The organism is Clostridium sp. CAG:221 (assembly GCA_000435835.1).
Lineage (GTDB): Bacteria > Bacillota > Clostridia > Clostridiales > Clostridiaceae > Clostridium.
In genome coordinates this window covers 1-24,970 of record FR883349.1, presented here as the reverse complement: position 1 = coordinate 24,970, position 24,970 = coordinate 1, and the positions used below count along the sequence as shown (strand labels likewise).

Sequence of the window (24,970 nt, the reverse complement as noted above, 5' to 3'; positions counted from 1 at the left end):
TTGCCTCCAAATATCCTTAATTATAATAATTCTAATTTTGCTATGGACTGCATAAGATTTTTAATTCCTTGGCTATTGAATGCTATAGTAAGCTTCTTATCTCCATTAGCATCAGCTACTGCCACAACAGTACCTATTCCAAACACCTTGTGCTTTACTTTTCTACCTACAGTAATTTCCTCAGAAGTTCCTGTATTATTTTCAGAAGAAACTTTAGCTTTATTTGTAACAAATCCTCTAGCACCATTAGATGAATATCCACTTCTTATACTATGGGGATTATTTCTCATATCTCTTCCTGCCATCATTGCTCTTGTGGCATCTATAGCACTTCTCTTAGTTTCCATTACAACATACTCTCTTAAATTTGGCTTTATTTCTGCTATAAAATCTGATTGAGGATATGAAACTGTCCTACCAAATACTCTTCTTACTTCTGCTGAAGTCATATATAGTATTTCTTTAGCTCTTGTTATACCAACATAACAAAGCCTTCTTGATTCCTCCATTTCTGTATCACTTTCAAAAGAGGCAGCCCCTGGGAATAGTCCATTTTCCATTCCTACCATGAATACCACTGGGAATTCAAGTCCCTTAGCACTATGTACTGTCATAAGTACTACTGCACCATTATCATCATCTTCATCTTCCAGTTTATCTGTATCTTGTACTAATGAAACCTTTTCTAAATATGCAGAAAGGCTCTTATCTTCACTTGTTTTTTCAAAATCAACAGCATCAGAAACAAGTTCTTTTAAGTTTTCAATTCTACTCTTATCTTCTATATCTTTAGAGGCTTCTAATTCTTTTAAATATCCTGTCTTATTAAGTATTTCTTCTATTAAATGAGATACTGGTACTGTTTCGCTAAGCATTGAGAATTCTTCCATCAATGACATAAATCCTTCTATTCCAGCGCAATTTCTTGCAGTAAGCGTTGGTATAGTCCTTACTTCACTTAATCCATCCCAAAGGCTTAATTCATAATTTTCTACAAAGTCCAATACCTTATTTATGGTAGCATCGCCAATGCCTCTCTTAGGTACGTTTATAATTCTTCTTAAGGCAATGCTATCTTCTGGATTTACAAGTACCTTTAAATAAGAAAGCATATCCTTAATTTCTTTTCTATCATAGAATCTAGTTCCACCTATAATCTTATAAGCTATACCAGCTCTTCTTAAACTTTCTTCAAAAATACGTGATTGTGCATTTGTTCTATAAAGAATAGCAAAATCCTTATTCTTTTTACCTTGTTCACCTTTTATCTTTGCTATCCTTGAAGCAACAAAGCTTCCTTCATCAGCATCTGAATAAGCTCTATAAACTTGTATTTTTTCACCTGGATCCTGCTCAGTTCTTAATGCTTTACTTTTTCTATTAGCATTATTTACAATAACTACGTTTGCTGCATCTAGTATATTTCCTTTAGATCTATAGTTCTGCTCAAGCTTAATAACTTTAGCATCTGGATAGTCCTTTTCAAACCCTAAAATAATTCTAATATCAGAACCTCTCCATCCATATATACTTTGATCATCATCACCTACAACGCAAATATTTCTATGTTTTTCTGCTAATAATCTTACTAACTCATATTGAACTGCATTGGTATCTTGATACTCATCAACCATTATGTATTGGAATTTTCTTTGGTAAAATTCTACTGTTTCTGTATCCTTTTTAAATAGTTCTACAGTCTTAAATATAAGATCATCAAAATCTAAGGCATTGTTTTCCTTTAATCTTTTTTGATACATTTTATATACTTCTGCAATCTTCTTTTCCCTAAAGTTTGATTCATGCTGTCTATAATATGCATCTGGAGATAACATACTATCCTTAGCTCTACTTATTTTACCCATGATTTCTTGTTCAGAAATATCTCTATCATTAATTTGTAAAGCCTTTATACATTCTTTTAATAATGTCTTTTGATCTGAAGAATCATATATAGTAAAGTTCTTTTTATAACCTATCTTTTCAATTTCTCTTCTTAATATTCTTACACAAGTGGAGTGGAATGTTGATATCCACATATCTTCAGCCTTTTCACCAATTAAAGAAACAACTCTCTCCTTCATCTCTCTAGCTGCTTTATTTGTAAATGTTATGGCTAAAATCTTATACGGAAATATATTTAAATCCTCAATCATATGTGCCATTCTATGTGTCAGTACTCTTGTTTTACCTGAACCTGCTCCTGCTAAAATAAGCACTGGCCCATTAACTGTTACAGCACCTTCATATTGCTCCTTATTTAATAATGCTTTTAAATCCAAAAAAACATCCTCCTCTCCAATTTATCATTGCTATTATATCACAATAGACTCTATCTTATTATTATTGACATTTTTATTATATTAACTATATCATAATATAAAATTTCATTCAAACAAACGTTCGTATATAATTATAAATTATGATTTATGAATGATGAATTTAATTAAACTTTTCTTTGAAAAAACTTTTTTAGACAACAAAAAAACGCAACCCTTGGGGCTAGGTTGCGCTTCAGCAATAAGCAATAAATAAAAAGGGGGCTATTCATTCCTTTTATTTATCCTTGCAATAATATTATATAGAAGACATTTTAAAAATGCAAGATATTTTGTATAAATATTTACATTTTTCCTAAAATGTGAATCTTTCTACAAAAATATTAAGATTTGTTCGTTAAAGCCCTTTTAAAATGGCAACTTCTTCCTCAGTTAGTTCTCTATATTCGCCTTCCTCTAAATCATCATCTAAAGGTAAAGTACCAAATTCAATTCTCTTTAAATATGTAACTTTCTTCCCTACAGCTTCAAACATCCTCTTTACTTGATGGAACTTTCCTTCTTGTATTGTTAAAACAATTTCTGAGCCTTCATCAGATGCACTTTGTATTTCTAAAATTGCTTCCTTACATGTATATCCATCATCTAAAGTTATACCCTTTTTGAACTTTTCAACATCATCTTCTGTTACTTTTTTATCTATTTTAGCAAAATAAACCTTATCTACTTTCCACTTTGGAGATATCAATCTATGATTTAATTCACCGTCATTAGTAAGTAATAAAAGCCCCACTGTATCCTTATCTAACCTACCTACAGGAAAAGGCTCAAACACTTGATGTTCCACTTCTAATAAATCAATTACTGTTTCATCCCTATTATCAAAAGTTGCTGAAACAACACCTGCTGGCTTATTCATCATTAAATATATAAATTCTCTATAAAAAATTTCCTCACCATTTATAACAATCTTATCTTTTTCTGGATCAACCTTCATTGCACTATCCTTTATAGTAACTCCATTAACTTGAACCATTCCATTTTTAACTATCTTCTTAAGATCCTTTCTTGTTCCGTATCCTAAATTAGATAATATCTTATCTATTCTTTCCACTTTCTATACACCTCGCATTTTTTCTTTAGCTAATAATAGACTATTCTAATTTATCCTATCTGTAAAGTTTTATCTTGCATAACTAATCAAGTATTTTACATAGCATTTAATTTATGTTAAATTAATACAGTTAGTGTAATTTAATAAAAGACAGTTCATTAAGACCATCCTGTCTATAAACAAAACTAGGCATAAATAATAAAAAAGGTTTATTTTATTGTGCCATCTTTAGCAGAATAAAATAAATCTTTTTTTACTTTGGAGGAAAAAATTATGGATAATACAGCTATTGTTGTTTTCAGTGGAGGTCAAGATTCCACAACATGTTTATTTTGGGCTTTAGAAAAATTTGAAAGGGTAATTGCTGTTACTTTTGATTATAATCAAAGACATAAGCTAGAAATTGAATGTGCAAAAAATATAGCTAAGGATTTAGGTGTTGAACATCATATACTTAATATGGATCTTTTAAATCAATTAACTCCTAATGCCCTTACACGCAGTGATATAGATATTAAAAATGGTGAAGATGGTAATCTTCCATCAACTTTTGTAGAGGGTAGAAATATGGTTTTTCTTACCTTTGCAGCTATACTTGCTAAAGTAAAGGGTGCTAGACATATAGTTACCGGCGTATGTGAAACAGATTTTAGTGGCTATCCTGATTGTAGAGATATATTCATTAAATCATTAAACGTCACTACCAATCTTGCTATGGATTATAACTTTGTTATTCACACACCATTGATGTGGATAGATAAAGCTGCTACTTGGAAAATGGCTGATAAATATGGAAAGCTTGATTACGTAAGAAATAATACTCTTACATGCTATAATGGGATAATTGGTGATGGTTGTGGTGAATGTCCTGCCTGCATTTTAAGGAAGAGAGGTCTTGAAGCTTATTTAAATAATAAATCTTAGAAAATTGCTAAGGAGTGAAGATATAAAACTATCTTCACCCCTTAATTATTTCACTTTTTTTACATCCCCACGCCTTTCCATCATTACTATAAGGACTTTAGCATATTAGCATATAAATCTCATCTATATTTATTTTAAAAATCTTTTTATTACCATAAGTTTTTTATCACTATATGGTGGATACATCAGTGTGGTATTTAATACTCTACTCTTTTTAAGTACGCTCTTTCTATGAGAAAATGTCCTAAAGCTTTCTTCTCCATGATATGCTCCCATACCAGCATTTCCTACACCACCAAAGGGAAGATTTGAATTTGCCAAATGTAGTATTGTATCATTTATTGAAACTCCACCAGATGATATTTCATTTAACACCCTTTTTTCAACTCTTTTATCACTGGTAAATAGATATAATGCTAAAGGCTTTGGTTGTTTATTTATATCATTTATCACTTGATTTAAATCTCTATATGACATTATTGGAAGTATTGGACCAAAAATTTCTTCTTTCATACATGCTGAATTCCAATCCTTCACCTCAATTATTGAAGGAGCTATATATTTTTCTTCTTCATCATATTCTCCACCATATAGTAAGCTTTCTTTATCGCTTTCTAATATATTAAGTAATCTATTAAAATGTTTTTCATTTATTATACGTCCTAAAGATTCACTTACTTTTATATCATCACCATAAAAGTCATTAATGGATCTTTTCATTTCCTTAATGAGTTCATTCTTTATAGATTCATGAACCATTACATAATCAGGTGCCACACAAGTCTGTCCTGCATTTACTGTCTTTCCCCATATTATCTTATCTGCTGCACTTCTTATATTAGCACTCTTATCAACTATAACAGGACTTTTGCCTCCTAGCTCTAAGGTAACAGGCACAAGATTCTTTGCTGCTGCCTCCATAACAATTCTCCCTACAGCCGGACTTCCTGTAAAAAATATATAATCAAACTTAGAATTTATAAGAGCTGTATTAGTATCTATAGCCCCTTCCACAGCACATATATAACTTTCATCAAAAGCTTCACCAATAATCTTCAATATTATTTTTGATACATTAGGCGCCAGTTCAGAAGGTTTAATCACTGCACAATTCCCTGCAGCTATAACCCCTACTAATGGTTCCACAATCAATTGAAATGGATAGTTATATGGTCCTATTATTAATACTGTGCCATAAGGTTCATTAATGATGAAACTCTTTGCAGGCATTAAAAATATTGGTGTTTTAACCTTTGTTGGCTTAACCCAATTCTTTAAATTCTTAATGACTTCTTCTATGCTATTATATACAAAGCCTACTTCTGTAGTATATGATTCAACTTTGTTTTTTCTTAAATCTAAATATAATGCTTCCAATACTTCATTTTCATATCTTTCTATGGTACTTTTAAGCCTTCTTAATGCCCTAATTCTAAATTCAACATTTTTAGTAGCTTGTGTATAAAAAAACTTATTATGTCTTTCAAGTATCTTCTCAACATCATAACTGTTTAAATCTTTTGTACTCATATCTATCATCTTCTTTCTTATATAATTATACACCTTGTAAACAAATCTAAACCTCTTAACTTTTATCCTTCTAAATAAAAACTCATTAAATACAATATCATAACTGTCAAACCATAAACATCATTATTAATATCTCTTCACTATTATTTAGTTTTATTTCTTATAATTTTATATATTAATGGTTCAAATATATATTTACATTGTTAACTTTTACAATTAATAATATTGTTGTTTATATGGGATTTTTTGTATAATAAATTTATCATAATAATAAATTAATTTTTACAGGAGGGTACATTATGATATTTTATGGTCAAGAAACTGAAAATGAAGAAAAAAAACAAGACGCTTCCAATATAGCTATGGAAAAACTATTAAAATCTAGAACTATAGTTATTTCTGGTGAAATCAATCAAGCTTTAGCTGAAAAGGTAACTACTCAATTATTAGTTCTTGAACAAATGGGTGATGAACCAATCAAAATATTTATTAATAGTCAAGGAGGACATGTTGAATCTGGTGATACTATTCATGACATGATTAAATTTGTTAAACCAAAGGTAATTATTATAGGAACAGGCTGGGTAGCAAGTGCAGGAATTACTATTTATTTAGCAGCAGACAAAGAAAATAGATATTCTCTTCCTAATACAAGATATATGATTCACCAGCCAATGGGTGGTTTCCAAGGTCAGGCAACTGATATAGGTATTGAAGCTGAAGAGATTTTAAGAGTACGTAAAAGAATAAATACTATTATCAGTGATGCTACTGGTCAACCATTTGAAAAGGTTGAAGAAGATACTGATAGAAATTACTGGTTAAGTGCCAAAGAAGCAATGGATTATGGTTTAGTAAGCAAAATTATTGCAACTCATTCTGAACTTGAATACTAATTTTATATATTATTTAAAAGACTTCAACATTTGCTGAAGTCTTTTATTTATATCTTCTATTTATTGTTATTGTACAAATTTTTAGCTTCTGATAAAATAAGTTCATCTTAATTGCATGGAGGTAGCATAATAATGACAATGCAAAAACTATTAAGTAAAACTAGACAAGCTATAAATGATTTTAATATGATAAATGACAATGATAAGATTGCTGTAGGTCTTTCTGGTGGAAAAGATAGTGTCACTCTTCTTCATATATTGAAAAACTACCAAAAGTTTTCTCCACAAAAATTTGAGCTAATTGCCATTACTCTAAATCCTGGTGGAGTTGATAATGGTCCACTACATGAACTTTGTAAAAAACTTGATGTTCCTTTTTACGAAATTCAAACTGATATTGCTAAAATTGTTTTTGATATAAGAAAAGAAAAAAATCCATGTTCTCTTTGTGCCAAACTTAGAAGAGGTGCTTTAAATGATGCTGCCATGAAGCTAGGCTGTACTAAGGTTGCACTTGGACATCATAAGGATGATGCTGTAGAAACCTTCGTTATGGCCATGTTTTATGAAGGAAGAGTAAACTGCTTCTCACCTAAGTCATACATGGAAAAATATAATTTATCAATTATAAGACCAATGGTGTACATAGATGAATATATGATTAAAAAAACTGTCAAAGATAACGGATATCCAATTATTAAAAATCCATGTATTGCTGATGGTCATACTAAGAGACAGGAAGTAAAAGAATTAATTAAAAACCTACAAGGTACCTTCCCTAACTTAAAAGAAAAGTTATTTTCTTCATTAAATAACTCTCAGCAATTATTTATTTGGGATAAGCAAGTAATAAGCGACGATAATTTTTAATCTTGTTAAAAACATAAAGAATACAACTCTTTATAAACAGTTGTGTTCTTCTATCATTTCTGTAATAATGTCACCTCGAAAGTTGTCCCTGAATCCTTCTTACTTTTACATTCTATAGTTCCATTTAATAATTCAACAATTCTTTTGCTAATGGAAAGACCTAAACCGCTACCACTTTTCTTATGAGACTCTTCACATTGATAAAACTTATCAAAAATTCGATGAAGCTTTTCTTCTTCAATTCCTATTCCATTATCCCTTATACTTACTTTTACACTTTTATCATTTAATCTTTTTACTGATATATCTATTTTGCAGTTTTCACCAGAGTACTTTATGGCATTATCAATTAAATTTATCCATACCTGCTGTAACATATCATAGTCACTTAAAATGTTCACCTCATCTAAATCAATGGAAAAATCTATTTCCTTATCTGACCACTTTTCACTTAAAAGTATTATACATTTTCTAAGTTGTTCATCTAATCTTATTTTTTGCAAATTAGCAACTATTACTTGACTATCTAATCTAGACATATGTAGCATATTTTCACAAAGCCTAGAAATCCTCATTGATTCCTTATTTATTACTTCTAAATATTCTTGTCTTTCACTTTCATCTATACTACCATCTAGCAATATTTCAGTAAAACCTGTTATTGCAGCAATAGGTGTCTTTATCTCATGAGATACATTGCTCATGAAATCTTTACGCATATAATCCATACCATCTAACTCAGCCACCATCTTATTTACATTCTTAGCAAGTTCATCAACTTCATTAATATATTCATATTCACAATCAGTGGTATTTCTTCTCTTAATATTTACTTTAAAATTACCTTCAGCAACCTGCTTTACTGTATTGCTTACATCAATTAATGGCTTAGTTAAATGCCCTGCACCAACCCATAAAGAAAACCATGCAATTATTAAAGCTAATACCAATATTAATATACAAACTAATACCAACTTTTCATAAGTTATTGCCTCTTTATAAAATATCTTAATAGCACCTATAGTTATAGCTGTAGAAATTATACATGAACTAATAAAAGTTAAAATTGAAACAATAGCTATATATTTTCTAAGGGTCCACTTATACTTTCTTTTTTTACTCTCCATTTGACTTTCTTCCTTATTATATTTATATCTTAGCTTTATACCCTAAACCCCTCACTGTTATTATTTCAAAATCACTACAATTTTCAAACTTTCTACGTAATTTTTTTATATGAGAATCTATTGTTCTATCATCTATTTCTGTATCCATACCCCATATTTCATCCATTAATTCCATTCTGGTAAATATTTTATTGGGACTGCTTAAAAGCTTAAATATTAAATAAAACTCTTTAGGTGGCATATTATACTCTTTTCCATCATAGATTATTGTCAATGAATCGTAATCTAAAACTGTAGTACCTACTGTTAATTTTCTTTCATTGGCGATCTTTGCTCTTCTTAAAAGTGCATTTACTCTTAAGGTCATTTCTTTCATATTAATTGGTTTTATCATATAGTCATCTGTACCAGCCACAAAACCTTTTTCCATATCTTCAATTTGGTTTTTAGCTGTAATCATTAAAATAGGGATGGTATAGTTGGCATTTCTTAATGTTCTTGTTAATTCATATCCATCTATTCCTGGCATCATTACATCACTTATTATTAAGTCTATGTGTTCATGCTCAAGTATATCTAACGCTTCTTCCCCATTAAAAGCACTGAAAACATTATAAGTTTCCATTTTTAACTTAGCACTCATCATTTTATTTAAACTTTCATTATCCTCAACAACTAAAATAGAAAACATTCTTACTCACCTTCTTCAAATACTATGTAGTGAAATTATAATTTAAAAAATCAATGGATGCAAATATCTCACTTTGCATCCATTGATTATAATTTTTATATTTTTGTTTTAGCTTTCCTTAAAACTAGCTTGCTCTTGTCTTTCCTTGTAGGCTGTTTTTTTCAACATCTAAAACAACATCTGCAATATTCATTGTTGATTTTCTATGAGATACAATGATTATTGTCTTATTTTCTTTGCTTTCCATAAGAGATTTTAATATTATTCCCTCATTTAAACTATCAAGGTTACTTGTTGGTTCATCTAAAAGAATCATTGGGGCATCATGTAAAAACGCTCTTGCTATACCTATTCTTTGTTTTTCTCCACCAGATAGGTTTCCACCTAACTCACCAACTTTTGAGTCATATCCATTTGGTAGGCTCATGATAAAGTCATGAATTGATGCTTTTTTAGCTGCTGCTATTATTTCTTCCATGGTAGCATTTTCTTTTGCTATACCAATATTATTAGCAATGGTATCATTAAATAAATACGTATCTTGTGTTACAAAAGATTGCATCTTTCTTAAATCTGATGTATTTATTTCATTAATATTTTTACCACCAATTGTAATTGATCCATTGTCTACTTCCCAGAATCTCATAAGAAGTTTTAATAAAGTAGATTTACCACAACCACTTTTTCCATATATACCAATTATGGTATTTTTCTTTATCTCCATATTAAAATCTTCTAAAATAACTTCATCGTCATAAGCAAACGAAACATTTTCTAACTTCATATCTGCAAACTCAACAGTTTCTTTTCCACTTACTTCTTCCACAGCTGGCTCTTCTTCTAAAAGGTCAAGCACTCTGTTTCCTGCAGCAATTGTATGGAATAAGTTATTAGATAAGTTACTTATAGCAACTACTGGTCCAAATGAACTCATTAAAGCAATTAATGGAATTATTACTTGTGTAAAATCTACTTGTCCTTTATTGTAAAGAATACATCCTGCAAATAACATAACCATACTGCATAATAGTATTGCTGTATCAGTAACTGCTCTATTGCTACCTTCTTGCTTTAATAAAAACTTTTGCTTTGTTTCAAGTTCATCGGTTCTTCTATTTATTTCATCTAAACGCTCTTTACCAACACCATATTGAATAATATCGTTTATTCCTCTTATACTACTTAAGAAATAAGAATTTAGATCTCCCAGTTCATCTCTATATTGCTGTCCTGTTTCATCTCCTTGGTTTGAAGACCATACAGGAATAATTACTCCAACAATAAAATATGCTACTAAAGCAATAGCTCCTAAAAATATATTATAACTTCCTATAAATATAGTCATAATAACTGAAGTTATAAAAGCTATAATAATTGGAGATATTGTATGGGCATAAAATACCTCTAATAATTCTGTATCTGTTGTAATTATAGAAATTAAATTTCCTTTATCTTTACCTTCTAATTTTGCTGGTGCTAGTTTACGAAGTTTAATAAAAACTTTATGACGTATAAGTGCCAACAATTTAAAAGCAATATAATGATTTGAACCTTGCTCTGCATATCTTAAAATGCCTCTAAGTACTGCACATATAACTATACCAATAATTACTTGCTTTAATGAAAGTGCTGTTGCAAATCCTAAAATATTTAATAATCCTACTCCACCAAGAACTATGATAAATATAGCTGTAAGAAAACCTATAACTCCCATAGTTATAGCTGCGATCATTACATGTACTAGAGGAAGCACAAGGCCTATTAGCTTGTACATAACTTTTAAACCATTTCTATTCATTTACTGCTCCTCCTTTTCCATACTGTTCTAATTGTTTTTGTCTATTGTATAAACTAGCATATTCACCATTATTATTAATAAGTTCATTATGCGTACCTGCTTCAGCTACTTTTCCATCTTTCATTGCATAAATACAATCTGACTTAACAACATTTTGAAGGCGGTGAGAAATTAAAATTACTGTTTTTGTTTCTGCTAGTTTATTAATTACTGCCATTATTTCATTTTCACTTTCTGCATCTATATTAGATGTAGCTTCATCGAAAATATATACTGGAGTATCATGAAGAATTGCTCTTGCCAAGTTTAATCTTTGCTTTTGTCCACCTGAAAGGTTAGAACCTTGTTCTAAAAGCTTAGTATTAATACCATCTTGCTCATTCATGAACTCAAGAAGATTAACTTTACGTAACGCTTCCTCCATTTGTTCTTTAGTTGCATCATTTTTACCCATACGAAGATTTTCTTCCACTGTTCCTTTAAAAATATTTGGATTATGAGTAACTAATGTTATATTTTTCATGATACTTTCTTCTTTAATATTAGAAAGCTCTTTTTCACCTATATGTATATTGCCACTATAGCCTTTATTTCTTCCCATTATAATATTAGTAATAGTACTTTTACCACAACCTGATTCACCAACTATAGATACAAATCCTTTTTCACTAATATCTAAATCAACACCATTTAAAATACTTCTTTCTTCATCATAAGCAAAGCCTACATTTTTAAATGATATTGCTAAGTTATTTTCATCAATTACTTCTGTCTTTTCTTCACCTTCATCAAGGTCTAATATTTTAAATATTTTCTTACTTGCTGCCATACCATTCATAGCTATATGGAAGAATGATCCTAATAATCTAAGAGGTATAAAAAATTCACTAGATAACATTATTATTGCAAATAATCCCCCAATTGTAAGATTACCCTTAGAAAACTCCAACAACGCAACAATTATTCCTAATCCTGCTCCTCCATAAGCAACTAAATCCATCACACTTATAGAGTTTAATTGCATTATAAGTACTCTCATAGTAATTTTTCTAAACTGCTCTGCATCTTTGTCCATTTCTACAGTTCTTCTAGCATCTGCTTCATAAATCTTTAAAGTAGTTAATCCTTGTAAATTTTCTAAGAAGCTGTCTCCTAAACCTGTATATATTCCCCAATATTTTGCTAGTAACTTTTTAGCAAACTTTTGTACTGCCACTATTGATATTGGAATAAGTGGTACACATACTAAAAGAACAGCTGAAGCCTTGATATTAACAAATGCTAAAATAATAAATAACGTAACAGGTGCAGCTAAACTGTAAAATAATTGTGCTAAATATTTACCAAAGTAAATTTCCAGCTGCTCTACTCCTTCTCCTGAAACTTGTACTATTTCAGCTGTAGGTATCTTATCCTCATATGAAGAACCTAAGCTTAATAACTTATTATAAATATTTTCTCTTAATGTCTTCTTCACATCTGCTGCTGCATAGAAACTTGCATTACTTGATTTCTTATAACAAAATGATCTTATTATTACTACAAGCAAATCAATTACAACTGCTATAATTACCATATTGGTATTTATACTGTTATTTAACAAGTTTTCTAGTAAATATGCAAAAGAGAAAATAAATACTACATTGCATAAAAGTGCAATCCAATTCCAGATTACCATTTGAGCAACATACTTTTTAGAATCTTTAAGCAAATTCATTAATCGTTTGTTAATCATTGTATCCCTCTTTCCTTTAAAGTTATTTTCAAAGAAATGGTAAATTTTCAATGTTCCCATTTCTAAAAATTATCTTTGCTATTTCTAACACTTTATTACTTATAAAATTATAAAGAATAAATATGACTTGAATATGACCATCATTCTCAATTACATATTTTTTTAAGTTAAATTTAATAAAAGACACAGCTATCCTTTAAAGAAAACTGTGTCTTTACCTTATTTTATATATATATTTATCCATGTTAATAATCTATTATTTTCTGATTGTTCATCAAAATTAAAATATACAAATTCAGCAACCATATTATTTTCTCTATCATAATAAACATAAGAATTTAAAAATTGTTCCCAATCAAATATTCCATCATAATAATCTTCCCCTAATATTTCTTCCACTTCATCAATAGTTTTTATATTACTAATATCATTAACGGTTATTTCTGTCTTACCTTCATCAAATCTGCTATGAATAGATGTTATACAATCATTTTCATCCACATCAATGCATATTTCATCAAATAAATATCTATAATCCCCACTATGTCTATGACTATCAGTATATTTATTAAGATTTAATACATCTATCTTGTCATTAATAGTTGCACTGTCTATTTTTACATTAGATAAATTTGTGCTTTCTAACAGCAATAAATTAATTTTCTTACTTACAACAGTTTTATAGATGAATGTTAATATAATCATGAGTATTATAAATATTATTACTAAAATACCCTTTAGCAATATATTATTTATCTTCATTTTTCTATTAATATTTATAAACTTTTTATCTCTCTTTATATCCATCTTCATAATAACACCCCAGCTTAATAGCATAATATAAATACCTATAATTTCAATAACTTATTTCTAAGTAATATTCTTTTTTATAAGTGGTTATAAAATAAAATAAACCCAATGGTATTAATTGCAAAATTAGCAAACATGTGAACTAGCCATGAGCTATATATATTTTCATTCTTTTCATTTAAGTAATTAAAAATAAGTCCTCCAATGAATAGCCCAATTAGTGTTATTATATATAAGTAAATAGAAAACCACCCTTTCATCATGGCTATATGGTATACGGCAAAAACAATTGCACTAAATATATAAGCAACTTTTCTTGTAGTCAATTTTTTTAGTGTTAAAAAAGCAAAGCCACGAAAGAAAAACTCCTCTAAAAGCGAATTAATAAATGATATGTAAAGTGCAACCCAAATAAAACGCTCTCCTGTTACCCCAATATTATTACTTAGTGATTTTGTTATACCTGAAAAATCAAATATGCCCTTAGTTAAGGAATAAGCTACCACTATTATCATATATACTGCTCCAGCTAAAATAATAGTTAATTTAGCTCCTTTTTTATTCCATCTAAATAAGCTCTTTAGATTAATATCCTTATGAACCAATGAATAAATCATTGGACATATTAAAAACAATACTATCTTGATAGCTGACTTTACTGCATAATCTGGCTGTATAAAGCCATCTACCACTGCCATAATAGCGCAACATATACTTATAAGCATAATAATGGCCATCAATTCTTTTTTCTTATTCATAACCTTAAATCCTCATTATTATTTATTTAGCTTGTCCTTTTTAGCTATGAACTTATTGTAACATATTTACATAATAACTTTTTACTACATTTATCTTTATAAAAAAGTACTATAAAGAACATAATAATTATTTCTTTATAGTACCTTTATTAGTTTTTCATTTTTTCATAGAAACTCTTTGAGTTTCTTCCTCAATTCATCATTCATCATTCATAATTCATCATTTTACTTAAGCTCTTTGAGCTTCTTCCTTAATTTTTAATTCTTCATTTTTCATTTTTAATTACTTTTGTGTAGTTTCATTAAAAAAACTGATATTTCCCTATACTCATTAACCATATGATTTAAGGTTTCAATAATATCTCTATTAGCATCAGAAGCTTCTATTTTTCCTATTACCTTATCACCTTGCTTTACTCCCATATCCATTGCCTTAACTGCATTTTCTAAAACCTCTTCATCATCAGTTATAAGTGCATCTTTTAATTTGCTAAAAAGACTGCCAATCTCTTGTCCTATACCCAATGATTCATCAACTTCTCCACCTAATTTATCTATTTGTGAAACCACTATTTCCTTTTGAGATGCAAAGGTAGAAAGTATCTTTTTAAATTCATTTTTTAAATCCTGATTTTCTAGCTTTTCTTCATAAGATTTGAAAGTATCAGATCCCATATTAATTCCCACTAAAAAATCGTTTAATAATTTAATAAGTTCACTATTATCCATTACATTCACCTCTTGATAGTAATTTTTCAAATTTTTAAATTATTTATTCATTTTTTTAATTTTATTATTAAAAAAGTGTTATAAAAGTAAAGTTTATTACTTCTATAACACTTTTGTTTTAAATTATACTTTTATTCATTTACAAGTTCTTCTGTTATTTGTGATTTTTCTTTTATAGCACTAATGATTAATCCAAGAACTATACCTAATATTGCTGGAACTAACCAACCTAAACCTTCAGTATAAAGAGGTAAATTACCAAATATTTTATCACCTAATTCTATACCAAAACCTTTTAATCCATAAATTACACTTACTACTCCTGTAAATAAAATCGTTAATGAATACACTATTCTGCTACCTTTTATAAATTTATCAACCATAGCTAAAACAATTAGCATAATAGCTATTGGATAAATCATATCTAAAACAGGAACTGAAATAGATAAAATCTTTGTTAATCCCATATTAGCAAGAATCATACTTGAAAGAGCTAAAATTCTTACCCATCCTTTATAACTTATTTTATCAGATAAGCTTGCAAAATATTGACTACAAGAACTAATTAACCCTACACTTGTTGTTAAACATGCAAGAGTAAATATTACTGCTAGTAATACTGCACCTGGTTTACCAAATAAGTAAGTAGTAACATTTGTTAATGTAACTGCTCCATTTGCTGTTTCACCAAATCTTCCTCCACTAGTTGCTCCTAAATGTGCAAGGGCTGCATAAATTAACACAAGTAAACCACCAGCAATAAATCCAGCTTTTATTGATGTTGATACTACAGCTTTTTCTTCTTTAACACCTTTTGTTTTAATAGCAAGTGCAATAACAATTCCAAAGTTTAATGCTGCTATAGTGTCCATTGTTAAGTATCCTTCTAAGAAACCTGTAACAAATGGTGAATTTACATATGCACCTGTTGCTTCACCATATGAACCTAATGGCTTAAAGAATGCTCCTATAACAATTACAAATATTAAAGTTAATAATGTTGGTGTTAATACTTTTCCCATACGATCAACTAACTTAGTTGGCGATAATGAAAGCCAATATGCCACTGAAAAGAATACTAAAGTAAATAATAAACGAGCTATGGTTTCTGACATATCACTTGGTAAATATGGAGATACCACCATTTCAAATGGTAAACTTCCTGCTCTTGGAATTCCTAAGCAAGGTCCAATAGATAAATAAATAAGTACTGTAAATACAGACGCAAAAAGAGGATTTACTCTTCTAGCTAATTTTTCTAAACCTCCACTTTTAGCTACAGCAATAACCCCTAATATTGGAAATCCTACTGCTGTAATTAAAAATGCCCCTAATGCAATCCATACTTTATCTCCTGCTGATTGTCCTAAAAATGGTGGAAATATTAGATTTCCTGCTCCAAAAAACAGTGAGAAGAGCATTAGTCCTAAAAATAATAGATCCTTTCTTGATAATTTTTTCATATTGTTTTCCCCCTATTAATATTACTTAATTATAGTTTTTCAATAAATAAAAAAACCGCCCCTTGATTACTCAAGGGACGGATTACATCCGTGTTACCACCCTAATTCTATAAAAAATCAATTATATATTAATCTTTTATAGCACTCTGCTCGCATCTATCAATACGCTTATCCTGTAACGTGGAAAGACTACGTCAACACTTACTCATTTCTTTTCTGCGTTGCTTCTAGGAGATGATTTTCAGCTATATTTTGAACATCGGCTTTCAGCATACACCAACTCTCTGTAGGACATCCTATAACTTACTCTTTCTCTTTATCGAATTTCTATAATTTTTATTCATTATACCAATTATAAAAACTTATATCAATAATTATTTTTATAATTTTTTATCGAAAAATATTCCATAATTTATTCTAATAACTACTAAAACAGCTAAATATGTTTGTCTACTTTAATAAATTATCTATTATATTCATCATAGTATGTTAATACTTTTGGTACATAGTTTTGTGTTTCTAAAGGCATTTTATAGAGATGTTCTGATGAAATTACACCTCTATTCATCATAGTTCCTGGTCCTGCATTATAAGCCATAAGTGCCATAGCTATATCTCCGTTACAGTCATCTAAATAACCTTTAAGAATACTTACACCAGCTCTTATATTTTCATCTATATCATAACCATTAACTACACCTAATGATTCTAAGTTAAAATCCATAACTTGCATAAGTCCAATTGCTCCTGCACCTGATGTTGCATTTGCATCAAAATTAGATTCTGCTTTTATTACTGCAAGTACTAATGCTGGGTCAACATCATACATTGATGCATATTTATTTACTGTATCATATATTTCTGATAAATCAGTATTTTCATAATAACTTGTATCAATACCACTTATATCATTACTACTTGTTATACCTAAAGATGATAAATCGCTTAAATTATAAGTAAGACTTTTATTTCCATATAACGGTATATTATCTCCATTTCTAATTAAAGGAAGCGAATCAAGACTAACAGATGAATTAGATATAATATCCTTAATTTCTTCTTCACTTACTTCTGATGATATATTATTATTCTGCATTTGTTCAAGCAATGCCTGAAATACTAATTCATACTCCATGCCATCCCCCAATGACTCTTTCATTAACTGACTAGCTACCGTATATCCTATATATTGCTCTACAGATGATATATCCATAACTTCTTCTCCTTTGTATATGTTTATTACTCTTCTACATTAAATTCCATTATATCGTAGTCTTCATAATTAACTTTCTTATAAAAACTCTTGCTTAAAACTAATATTTTATATTTTCCACTAACAAATGGTATAAAGCTATAATATTTCTTTTTACTATACTCTTGCACCAAAATCCAGTTTCCTTTATTCATCATATAAAATTCATAGCAGACATCTTTTCCCCCTTGAGATTCTGCTTCAAAGGTAATATCCCTGCCTACTTTTATTTCGTCAGAAGATGCAAAAACTTTAGTTCCATTCACTGGAATAACTTCATGAACATATATGGAAAATAACTCCCTACTATCATACTCCTTAGATGACTTAGCATTCTTAGCAAATATATTAACATTGTATTTACCTTGGCATCTTGGCTTAAGTCTTAGAAGCTTGCTTTCAACATAACCTGTATCCTCAACTTCTTGTCCATTAATCGAAGTAACAAACCTTACTAATGAATTATTGGTATTTTCCATTATTACTTCTATATCTATAGTCTCATTAACAATATATATTTCCTTACTATTTGATAAAACATATTTTATTTCTGCTGGAATAAAGTCTTGTACTTTAATAACAGTAGATATGCTTGAATCATACTCTTTCGCTGAATAAAAATCCTTTGCCTTTACTTCTATTTCGTATTCACCACATTCATCAGGGATAAAGCTTAACCAGTTACCTTTATCATATTCAATACTTTCTCTTAGTTTGCCATCTTTAAAAATCCTAAATTGGTATAAAATCTTGCTCCCTCCACAAGCCTTACATCTTATATTTACTGGATTATTCTTAAGTACATATTTTCCGCCATCACATTTTAAATCTATTATCCTAACTGGTCTTTCTCCTCTTGCATTTATGATATACGAAATTTTAGCTATATCCTCATAATCACCTTTATAAGAAATATCTTTTACTTTCAATGTTATTGTATATTCTCCTTCTTCCTCCGGAGTCCATAAATAACTATTACTTCTAATATATCCACTATCATCTGCTATTGGTCCTTCTATAATATATCTATAAAGAATTTCTCTCCCACCAACTACTCTTGCATTTAAATTAATTTGGACATTAGCCTTTTGTGGAGATGACATATCAGTTTCAAACCTTTTTATTTTTATAGTTTCATATGGTTTTACCTTGTATAAAAGTACTGCCCTATCATCATATTCTTTATTAGAAAGCATATCACGTACATGACATAAAAGCTTATACTCACCACTTTTATTTTCTTTAAAAGAAACTGTTTTTTTAGAGGAAAATTCTTGAACACATACTATTTTGCCATTTGGTAATATCTTTGAAAACTTATATAATAAAGGTCTTTTATTATCATAGTTAGCCTCTACTGAAAATATAAGCTCTTCTCCAACTATCATATTATGTGTAAGTGTTTTAAAATCAGTTATTTCTACTTCTTCTATGTCCTTTACATCTAATTTTATAACAGTAAAATCATCAACATTATTGGATGAATCTATTCTTTTACATTCAATTAATATTTCCTTTTCACCTGAATTATTAGCTGTAAAATTAAATACATTATCTGTACCATAATCTCTAAGAGGTTCCCAATCTACTTCCCCTTTAATCCAAAATCTATATAGCAATAATTCCTCATCAGATACTACGGTAATATTAAGCTTATCACCGATATATAGCTTATTCTTTTCAAACTGAACATCCTTTATAAGCCTTACTTTATCATTTACTACTACATTTATCCTTTCAGAATAAGGCTTACTAGAATATTTCCTTTCCCCTAAGACCATAATCATATATCTTCCAACATTCTTAGGAGTCCATGTACATTTTTGTTTTGTAGAATAATCCTGAATAGAGTTCCATACTCCTTCATATCCTTCAATGAATTTGTAATTTATTATATCTTTTACTTCAGATGAAACTGATATTTCAACTTCTTCATTTATAGATAAATCATTTTTTTTATTTAATTCTATTAACATATCCCCCATATACATGCACCTCTCCTAACAAGTCCGTCTTTACATATTTTTCCTAAGGTAATTATACTTCAAAATTTTTAAATTTACAGTTGAAATTTGTCTATAAAATAAAAAAAGAATAAACTACAAATTTTTTTATATAGTTTACTCTAAATTACCATTATCAATTAAGTATATTAAATTTTTATATAATCTCATATCATCTTCTTTAGTTCTCTTCTTTGAACTTTGAATCCTACCGCCACCGCGTCTTATCCTTTGATTAAGATGCCTTTGTTCAAGCATTGCTCCAATATTTTCATTACTATAAATATATCCCTTAGGGCTTAATACCTTAGCATTTTTTCCTAAGCATATAGCTGCAACTCCATAATCTTGAGAAATTACTATATCCCCTGACTTGCACTCATTAGCAATTTTCATATCAACACTTTGAAAACCACTATCCACTACTCTTACCTCTCCATAGTTTAGATTTATGTAATGATTTATATCGCAATATAAAATAAGCTCTATATTATACTTTTTGGCTATATTTTCAATAATGGAGATACCTGGACAGGCATCTCCATCTACAATTATTCTCATATTATTTTAATCTAGCTTCTAAGTCAGCTTTTAATTCTTCATAACCTGGTTTACCAAGTAAAGCAAACATATTTTTCTTGTATGCTTCAACACCTGGTTGGTCAAATGGATTAACACCTAATAAGTATCCGCTTACTGCACATGCTTTTTCAAAGAAGTAAACCATTTGTCCGAAATAGTAAGCACTTAATTCAGGAATGTTTAATACCATATTTGGAACCCCACCATCATTATGAGCTAATAAAGTTCCCTTAAATGCTTGCTTATTAACGAAATCTATTGTCTTTCCAGCTAAGAAGTTTAATCCATCTGTATCAACTTCTGCTTCTTCTATAATAATTTCCTTAAGTGGATTTTCAACATTTAACACTGTTTCAAACATTGTTCTTGATCCATCTTGAATAAATTGTCCCATAGAGTGTAAATCAGTTGAAAAATCTACTGCTGCTGGGAAAATACCCTTTTGATCTTTTCCTTCTGATTCTCCATATAATTGCTTCCACCATTCATTGAAGTAATGTAAAGCTGGTTCATAATTAACTAATACTTCTATGTTTTTACCTTTATTATATAATGCATTTCTCATAGCAGCATATTGATAACATTCATTTTCCTTAATTGAAGGATTTGAATATTTTTCTCTTGCATCTGCTGCACCTTGCATCATATCATCTATGTTAATTCCTGCTGCTGCAATTGGTAATAATCCTACTGCAGTTAATACTGAGAATCTTCCACCAACGTCATCTGGAATAACGAAAGTTTCATATCCCATTGTATCTGCTAAGTTCTTTAATGCTCCTCTTGATCTATCTGTAGTAGCATATATTCTAGATTTAGCACCTTCAACACCATATTTCTTTTCCATATAGTCTTTAAATATTCTAAATGCTATGGCTGGTTCAGTAGTAGTTCCTGATTTTGAAATAACGTTAACAGATATATCCTTTCCTTCTATTGCTTCTAAAAGGTCAGCTACATATGTTGAACTTATGTTATTTCCAACGAAGAATACTTGTGGAGCCTTTCTCTTACTGTTATCTAATACATTGTGGAAATGATTTGTAAGCATTTCAATTGCTGCTCTAGCACCTAAGTATGATCCTCCAATACCTATTACTACAAGTACATCTGAATCACTCTTAATTTTTTCTGCTGCTTTTTTAATTCTATCAAATTCAGCCTTATCATAATTAACAGGTAAATCTAACCATCCTAAAAAATCATTTCCTGCTCCAGTTCCTTCATGAACTGTTTCATGTGCGCATTTCACCATAGCTTCCATCTTTTCTATTTCAGAAAAATCTGCATATGGCATTACTTTTGATAAATCTAAACTTAAACCTTTATTCATCTCTTTACCTCCATTGAACCGTGAAATCATTATCATAGTTAATTATAACATATTTTATTTGTTTGTATAAATTTTTAACAATAAAATCTTTATATATTTAACTTAACTCTTGAATTTTTATATCTAATTCTTCTATATATTGCTCAAAAGTTAAATTCCTATCCATAATATCTTTTGCTACTTCATTATTTCCTATATATCTATAATGCCATGGCTCATATAAGAAACCTGTTATATCCTCTTTTCCCTCTGGATATCTAAGGATAAAACCATATTTATAGCAATTTTCCTTAAGCCATGCATAAGCTTCTGTAGAATCAAAATTATCATCCATATCTTGATAATCTTCACTTAATATATCTAAAGCTAATCCTGTCTGATGCTCACTTTGCCCTGGTTTTGCTGTATATCTATCAGCTTCTTCCTGCCCATCATTAATAACTCTAGAAGTATATAAATTTTCTTGAACCGAATAAGATCTATATCCTGATGCTCCTAAAAGAATAATTCCATCTTTTTTTGCTGCTTCAAACATTGATTTTGCTGCATCAGCTGTAACCTTAGCAAGATTTCTAGTCTCTATATAACTTATAAAATCTATTTCACTTAAAACTAAATCTTCTGGTATATATGTTGAATCTAATGTATTATTCTTATTAACTAATATCATTAAGGGATCATTTTTTATGCTCAGCAAATTTTCTAATTCTTCATTTACTTTATTGCCTTCAGCTTCTAATTCCTCACTATTATCTGCTGTTTCTTCTTCACTTACTACATTGCTTTCATCTTCTAAGTGTACGTTATTATCTACTGCTGAAGTAAATATTTTATCTTTGCCTAATATAAGTAGTGCTGATATTAATGCAACAATCAATAATGCAAATATGGCTACATCTACTTTTTTCTTTTTAAAGTCCATTTTTTTCCCCTTTTCTAACTTATCCTATTTCATTTTATCATAACTTTTTAAATATTCAAAAAACTCTTTGAATTATTTCACATATTTATTTTATACTAATTTGCAATTTTTCTTCAATCTCTTTGGAAATATTAAAATAAAAAGAAATTATGACCTCTTTTTATTCTTATCATAATTTCTCTTATTTTATAACAATATTTTTTCCATTTCTTTTCCCTATATATAAATTTTTATCAGCAATTAAGATAGCTTCTCTTGTTAAAAAGTCTTTAACCTCACCAATACCTATGGTAATAGTTATGGAAATAACCTCACCTTCATAAGAAAAAGCTGCATCTTCAATCTTCTTTCTTATTTGCTCTCCTAATACATACGCATCAATATATTTATTTTCACTTAAAATTAATATTTCTTCGCCACCCCATCTTGCTGCATAGCCTATGCCTTCCACTAACTTCTGAATAATATTAGCTATTTTCTCTAAAATCATATCTCCACATTCATGACCATACTTATCATTTACATTTTTAAAATCATCAATATCACATAAAAAATGGATAGAAACTAAATTCTATCCATTTAAATATATCTTAAAAAATAAATGTCTTTCCTAAAAAATATAATATAACTATTATTCCTAAGATTATTCTATACCATCCAAAGACAGTAAAGTCATGCTTCTTAACATAATCTGTTAGGAATTTAATTGATATCATAGATACTATAAAAGCTACAATCATTCCAATTAATAATACTGCTATTTCAGTTCCTGTAAATACAAGACCAAATTTTAATACTTTTAGTAAGCTTGCCCCAAACATTACTGGTATAGCTAAGAAGAAAGTAAACTCTGTAGCTAATCCTCTTGAAACTCCAAACATTATTGCTCCAATTATAGTTGCACCTGAACGAGATGTTCCTGGGAAGATTGCTGCAATAAGTTGAAATAATCCAATAATAATTGCATCCTTATATGTAATATCAGAAAGCTCTGTTTTAGTAAACACTCTTCCTTTATTTCTCTTTTCAACTATAATAAATGCAATACCCACCATAATTAATGCCAATGCAACAGTTTGGTAGTTATAAAATAGTTCATCAATCTTATCATCAAATAATATTCCTACTACTGCTGCTGGAATACAAGCAACTACAATTTTAAACCACATTTGAAAAGTTTCTTCTTTTATTAAGAACTTTTCTTTTGTTGAAAATGGAAATAGCTTTTTCCAGTAAAGCACCACAACAGCCATTACAGCTCCTAATTGAATTACTACAAAGAACATTTCTTTAAAAGCAGGTGACACATTAAGATTTATAAATTCATCAACTAAAATCATATGTCCTGTACTACTTACTGGCAGCCATTCAGTAATTCCTTCAACAATACCCAGTATTATTGCTTTAAAAATTAATATAATGTCCATAGTTAACTCCTTTTTTCCTTTTCTTATTGATTTAACTTTATTATTTTATCATAAAAAACATTGCATAAGTTATATTATTTATTACATTTCTCTTAATTCCTGTAAATACTTAGTTTATTTTACACAAAAAAAGCTGCCATAATAAATTATAGCAGCAAAGAATTACTTATCTTCTTCTATTTCTCCAATTGGATCCTCTATTAAGGTAGCAACTTGAAATTCATGTCTATGTCCATCACTAATTTCAGTTTTTGCATAAACATAATGAATATGACTCTTGCCATTTCTTACTGAAACTGCTTCTCCTGTCATACCTGCAAATCTATGATTATGACATTCTCCTTTTTCATCTTATATTTTTACACTTCCTAATACTTCATGAACATGCTTTTGTCGTTTTTTACATCCACAAGCCATAAATAATCATTCCCCTTTATATTGGTATATTACATAATATACCAATAGGAAAGAAAATGTTACATAAATAAAATTATACTAAAGTGATTACATTAAAATAAGTGAAAATTTTAAAAAAGGGAGGGCAAGATATTACCACTTCAATTATCACACTAGATAGAACCCTGAGAAATAAGCTTCTTTAAATATTCTAAATGTTTATATGGATTACCAATTGCTAATTCACCATGTCTATACTTCGGTATCTCAACAATAGTACATTTTTCAATTTGTTTTTGTAAAATTTCTGTATTTGATTTACACTCTTTCT

General features: G+C 29.1%; 21 protein-coding genes, 1 pseudogene and 1 other annotated feature. Of the genes and pseudogenes, 3 read left to right on the top strand and 19 right to left on the bottom strand.

The window, feature by feature from the left end; translation table 11 throughout:
• Positions 1 to 20 precede the first annotated feature (20 nt).
• Both pcrA and Q5O44_RS00370 read right to left on the bottom strand, forming a co-directional pair.
• Positions 21 to 2,282, bottom strand: coding sequence for a DNA helicase PcrA (gene pcrA / locus Q5O44_RS00375; protein WP_022166398.1), 2,262 nt, complete (start codon positions 2,280 to 2,282; stop codon positions 21 to 23).
• Positions 2,283 to 2,676: 394 nt separating this feature from the next.
• Positions 2,677 to 3,393 (bottom strand): pseudouridine synthase, encoded by a 717-nt coding sequence (locus Q5O44_RS00370; protein WP_022166397.1) that lies wholly within the window; start codon positions 3,391 to 3,393, stop codon positions 2,677 to 2,679.
• Between the two features lie 258 nt (positions 3,394 to 3,651).
• Between Q5O44_RS00370 and queC the strand changes: the two genes are divergently transcribed.
• Entirely contained in the window at positions 3,652 to 4,317 is a 666-nt protein-coding gene (gene queC / locus Q5O44_RS00365; protein WP_370545556.1) for a 7-cyano-7-deazaguanine synthase QueC, read from the top strand.
• A gap of 129 nt (positions 4,318 to 4,446) precedes the next feature.
• Here queC and Q5O44_RS00360 read toward each other — a convergent pair whose 3' ends face one another.
• Entirely contained in the window at positions 4,447 to 5,847 is a 1,401-nt protein-coding gene (locus Q5O44_RS00360; protein WP_022166395.1) for an aldehyde dehydrogenase, read from the bottom strand.
• A 299-nt stretch (positions 5,848 to 6,146) separates the two neighbouring features.
• Here Q5O44_RS00360 and Q5O44_RS00355 point away from each other — a divergent pair, with 299 nt between their 5' ends.
• Both Q5O44_RS00355 and Q5O44_RS00350 read left to right on the top strand, forming a co-directional pair.
• Positions 6,147 to 6,743, top strand: coding sequence for an ATP-dependent Clp protease proteolytic subunit (locus tag Q5O44_RS00355; protein WP_022166394.1), 597 nt, complete (start codon positions 6,147 to 6,149; stop codon positions 6,741 to 6,743).
• Between the two features lie 138 nt (positions 6,744 to 6,881).
• Entirely contained in the window at positions 6,882 to 7,613 is a 732-nt protein-coding gene (locus tag Q5O44_RS00350; RefSeq protein ID WP_291661989.1) for an ATP-binding protein, read from the top strand.
• A gap of 53 nt (positions 7,614 to 7,666) precedes the next feature.
• Here the strand turns inward: Q5O44_RS00350 and Q5O44_RS00345 are convergent, their stop codons facing one another.
• The 16 genes and pseudogenes from Q5O44_RS00345 to Q5O44_RS00270 form a co-directional block, all read right to left on the bottom strand.
• Positions 7,667 to 8,740, bottom strand: coding sequence for a HAMP domain-containing sensor histidine kinase (locus tag Q5O44_RS00345; protein ID WP_022166392.1), 1,074 nt, complete (start codon positions 8,738 to 8,740; stop codon positions 7,667 to 7,669).
• Between the two features lie 22 nt (positions 8,741 to 8,762).
• The gene (locus Q5O44_RS00340) at positions 8,763 to 9,431 is read right to left on the bottom strand and encodes a response regulator transcription factor (RefSeq protein WP_022166391.1); all 669 of its coding nucleotides are present in this window, start codon (positions 9,429 to 9,431) and stop codon (positions 8,763 to 8,765) included.
• A 124-nt stretch (positions 9,432 to 9,555) separates the two neighbouring features.
• On the bottom strand, positions 9,556 to 11,229 hold the full coding sequence (locus Q5O44_RS00335) for an amino acid ABC transporter ATP-binding/permease protein (RefSeq protein WP_022166390.1): 1,674 nt from the start codon (positions 11,227 to 11,229) through the stop codon (positions 9,556 to 9,558).
• Positions 11,222 to 12,964, bottom strand: coding sequence for an ABC transporter ATP-binding protein/permease (locus Q5O44_RS00330; protein WP_022166389.1), 1,743 nt, complete (start codon positions 12,962 to 12,964; stop codon positions 11,222 to 11,224). Before Q5O44_RS00330 ends, Q5O44_RS00335 begins: the two co-directional genes overlap by 8 nt.
• Before the next feature lie 219 nt (positions 12,965 to 13,183).
• Positions 13,184 to 13,777: a hypothetical protein gene (locus Q5O44_RS00325; protein WP_302636994.1), complete on the bottom strand. Its 594-nt coding sequence runs from the start codon at positions 13,775 to 13,777 to the stop codon at positions 13,184 to 13,186.
• A gap of 74 nt (positions 13,778 to 13,851) precedes the next feature.
• Positions 13,852 to 14,532, bottom strand: a complete 681-nt coding sequence (locus Q5O44_RS00320; RefSeq protein ID WP_022166387.1) for a CPBP family intramembrane glutamic endopeptidase — start codon at positions 14,530 to 14,532, stop codon at positions 13,852 to 13,854.
• 279 nt (positions 14,533 to 14,811) lie between these two features.
• Positions 14,812 to 15,261, bottom strand: coding sequence for a DUF2383 domain-containing protein (locus tag Q5O44_RS00315; protein ID WP_022166386.1), 450 nt, complete (start codon positions 15,259 to 15,261; stop codon positions 14,812 to 14,814).
• Between the two features lie 131 nt (positions 15,262 to 15,392).
• The gene (gene brnQ / locus Q5O44_RS00310) at positions 15,393 to 16,724 is read right to left on the bottom strand and encodes a branched-chain amino acid transport system II carrier protein (protein ID WP_022166385.1); all 1,332 of its coding nucleotides are present in this window, start codon (positions 16,722 to 16,724) and stop codon (positions 15,393 to 15,395) included.
• Between the two features lie 70 nt (positions 16,725 to 16,794).
• Positions 16,795 to 17,053 (bottom strand) — a binding site (T-box leader).
• 134 nt (positions 17,054 to 17,187) lie between these two features.
• On the bottom strand, positions 17,188 to 17,937 hold the full coding sequence (locus Q5O44_RS00305; RefSeq protein WP_022166384.1) for a lytic transglycosylase domain-containing protein: 750 nt from the start codon (positions 17,935 to 17,937) through the stop codon (positions 17,188 to 17,190).
• Positions 17,938 to 17,963: 26 nt separating this feature from the next.
• Positions 17,964 to 19,961, bottom strand: coding sequence for a triple tyrosine motif-containing protein (locus Q5O44_RS00300; protein WP_291661972.1), 1,998 nt, complete (start codon positions 19,959 to 19,961; stop codon positions 17,964 to 17,966).
• Between the two features lie 135 nt (positions 19,962 to 20,096).
• Positions 20,097 to 20,540 carry a YaiI/YqxD family protein gene (locus Q5O44_RS00295; RefSeq protein WP_022166382.1) on the bottom strand — a complete coding sequence of 148 codons (444 nt, stop codon included), beginning with the start codon at positions 20,538 to 20,540 and terminating at the stop codon, positions 20,097 to 20,099.
• A 1-nt stretch (position 20,541) separates the two neighbouring features.
• Positions 20,542 to 21,894, bottom strand: a complete 1,353-nt coding sequence (locus Q5O44_RS00290; protein WP_022166381.1) for a glucose-6-phosphate isomerase — start codon at positions 21,892 to 21,894, stop codon at positions 20,542 to 20,544.
• Positions 21,895 to 21,991: 97 nt separating this feature from the next.
• Positions 21,992 to 22,816: a M15 family metallopeptidase gene (locus tag Q5O44_RS00285; RefSeq protein ID WP_022166380.1), complete on the bottom strand. Its 825-nt coding sequence runs from the start codon at positions 22,814 to 22,816 to the stop codon at positions 21,992 to 21,994.
• 181 nt (positions 22,817 to 22,997) lie between these two features.
• Complete coding sequence (locus Q5O44_RS00280) at positions 22,998 to 23,357, bottom strand: GGDEF domain-containing protein (RefSeq protein WP_291662010.1); 360 nt, start codon at positions 23,355 to 23,357, stop codon at positions 22,998 to 23,000.
• A gap of 49 nt (positions 23,358 to 23,406) precedes the next feature.
• Positions 23,407 to 24,243, bottom strand: a complete 837-nt coding sequence (locus Q5O44_RS00275) for an undecaprenyl-diphosphate phosphatase (RefSeq protein WP_022166378.1) — start codon at positions 24,241 to 24,243, stop codon at positions 23,407 to 23,409.
• Between the two features lie 162 nt (positions 24,244 to 24,405).
• Positions 24,406 to 24,660, bottom strand: a pseudogene (locus tag Q5O44_RS00270) (YmaF family protein).
• Positions 24,661 to 24,970: the final 310 nt, after the last annotated feature.

Bases quoted from the DNA above. Each gene is read 5' to 3' on its own strand.
- Q5O44_RS00360 (WP_022166395.1), bottom strand. From the start codon at position 5,847: ATGAGTACAAAAGATTTAAACAGTTATGATGTTGAGAAGATACTTGAA.
- Q5O44_RS00355 (WP_022166394.1), top strand. From the start codon at position 6,147: ATGATATTTTATGGTCAAGAAACTGAAAATGAAGAAAAAAAACAAGAC.
- Q5O44_RS00350 (WP_291661989.1), top strand. From the start codon at position 6,882: ATGCAAAAACTATTAAGTAAAACTAGACAAGCTATAAATGATTTTAAT.
- Q5O44_RS00345 (WP_022166392.1), bottom strand. From the start codon at position 8,740: ATGGAGAGTAAAAAAAGAAAGTATAAGTGGACCCTTAGAAAATATATA.
- Q5O44_RS00340 (WP_022166391.1), bottom strand. From the start codon at position 9,431: ATGTTTTCTATTTTAGTTGTTGAGGATAATGAAAGTTTAAATAAAATG.
- Q5O44_RS00335 (WP_022166390.1), bottom strand. From the start codon at position 11,229: ATGAATAGAAATGGTTTAAAAGTTATGTACAAGCTAATAGGCCTTGTG.
- Q5O44_RS00330 (WP_022166389.1), bottom strand. From the start codon at position 12,964: ATGATTAACAAACGATTAATGAATTTGCTTAAAGATTCTAAAAAGTAT.
- Q5O44_RS00325 (WP_302636994.1), bottom strand. From the start codon at position 13,777: ATGAAGATGGATATAAAGAGAGATAAAAAGTTTATAAATATTAATAGA.
- Q5O44_RS00320 (WP_022166387.1), bottom strand. From the start codon at position 14,532: ATGAATAAGAAAAAAGAATTGATGGCCATTATTATGCTTATAAGTATA.
- Q5O44_RS00315 (WP_022166386.1), bottom strand. From the start codon at position 15,261: ATGGATAATAGTGAACTTATTAAATTATTAAACGATTTTTTAGTGGGA.
- brnQ (WP_022166385.1), bottom strand. From the start codon at position 16,724: ATGAAAAAATTATCAAGAAAGGATCTATTATTTTTAGGACTAATGCTC.
- Q5O44_RS00305 (WP_022166384.1), bottom strand. From the start codon at position 17,937: ATGGATATATCATCTGTAGAGCAATATATAGGATATACGGTAGCTAGT.
- Q5O44_RS00300 (WP_291661972.1), bottom strand. From the start codon at position 19,961: ATGGGGGATATGTTAATAGAATTAAATAAAAAAAATGATTTATCTATA.
- Q5O44_RS00295 (WP_022166382.1), bottom strand. From the start codon at position 20,540: ATGAGAATAATTGTAGATGGAGATGCCTGTCCAGGTATCTCCATTATT.
- Q5O44_RS00290 (WP_022166381.1), bottom strand. From the start codon at position 21,894: ATGAATAAAGGTTTAAGTTTAGATTTATCAAAAGTAATGCCATATGCA.
- Q5O44_RS00285 (WP_022166380.1), bottom strand. From the start codon at position 22,816: ATGGACTTTAAAAAGAAAAAAGTAGATGTAGCCATATTTGCATTATTG.
- Q5O44_RS00275 (WP_022166378.1), bottom strand. From the start codon at position 24,243: ATGGACATTATATTAATTTTTAAAGCAATAATACTGGGTATTGTTGAA.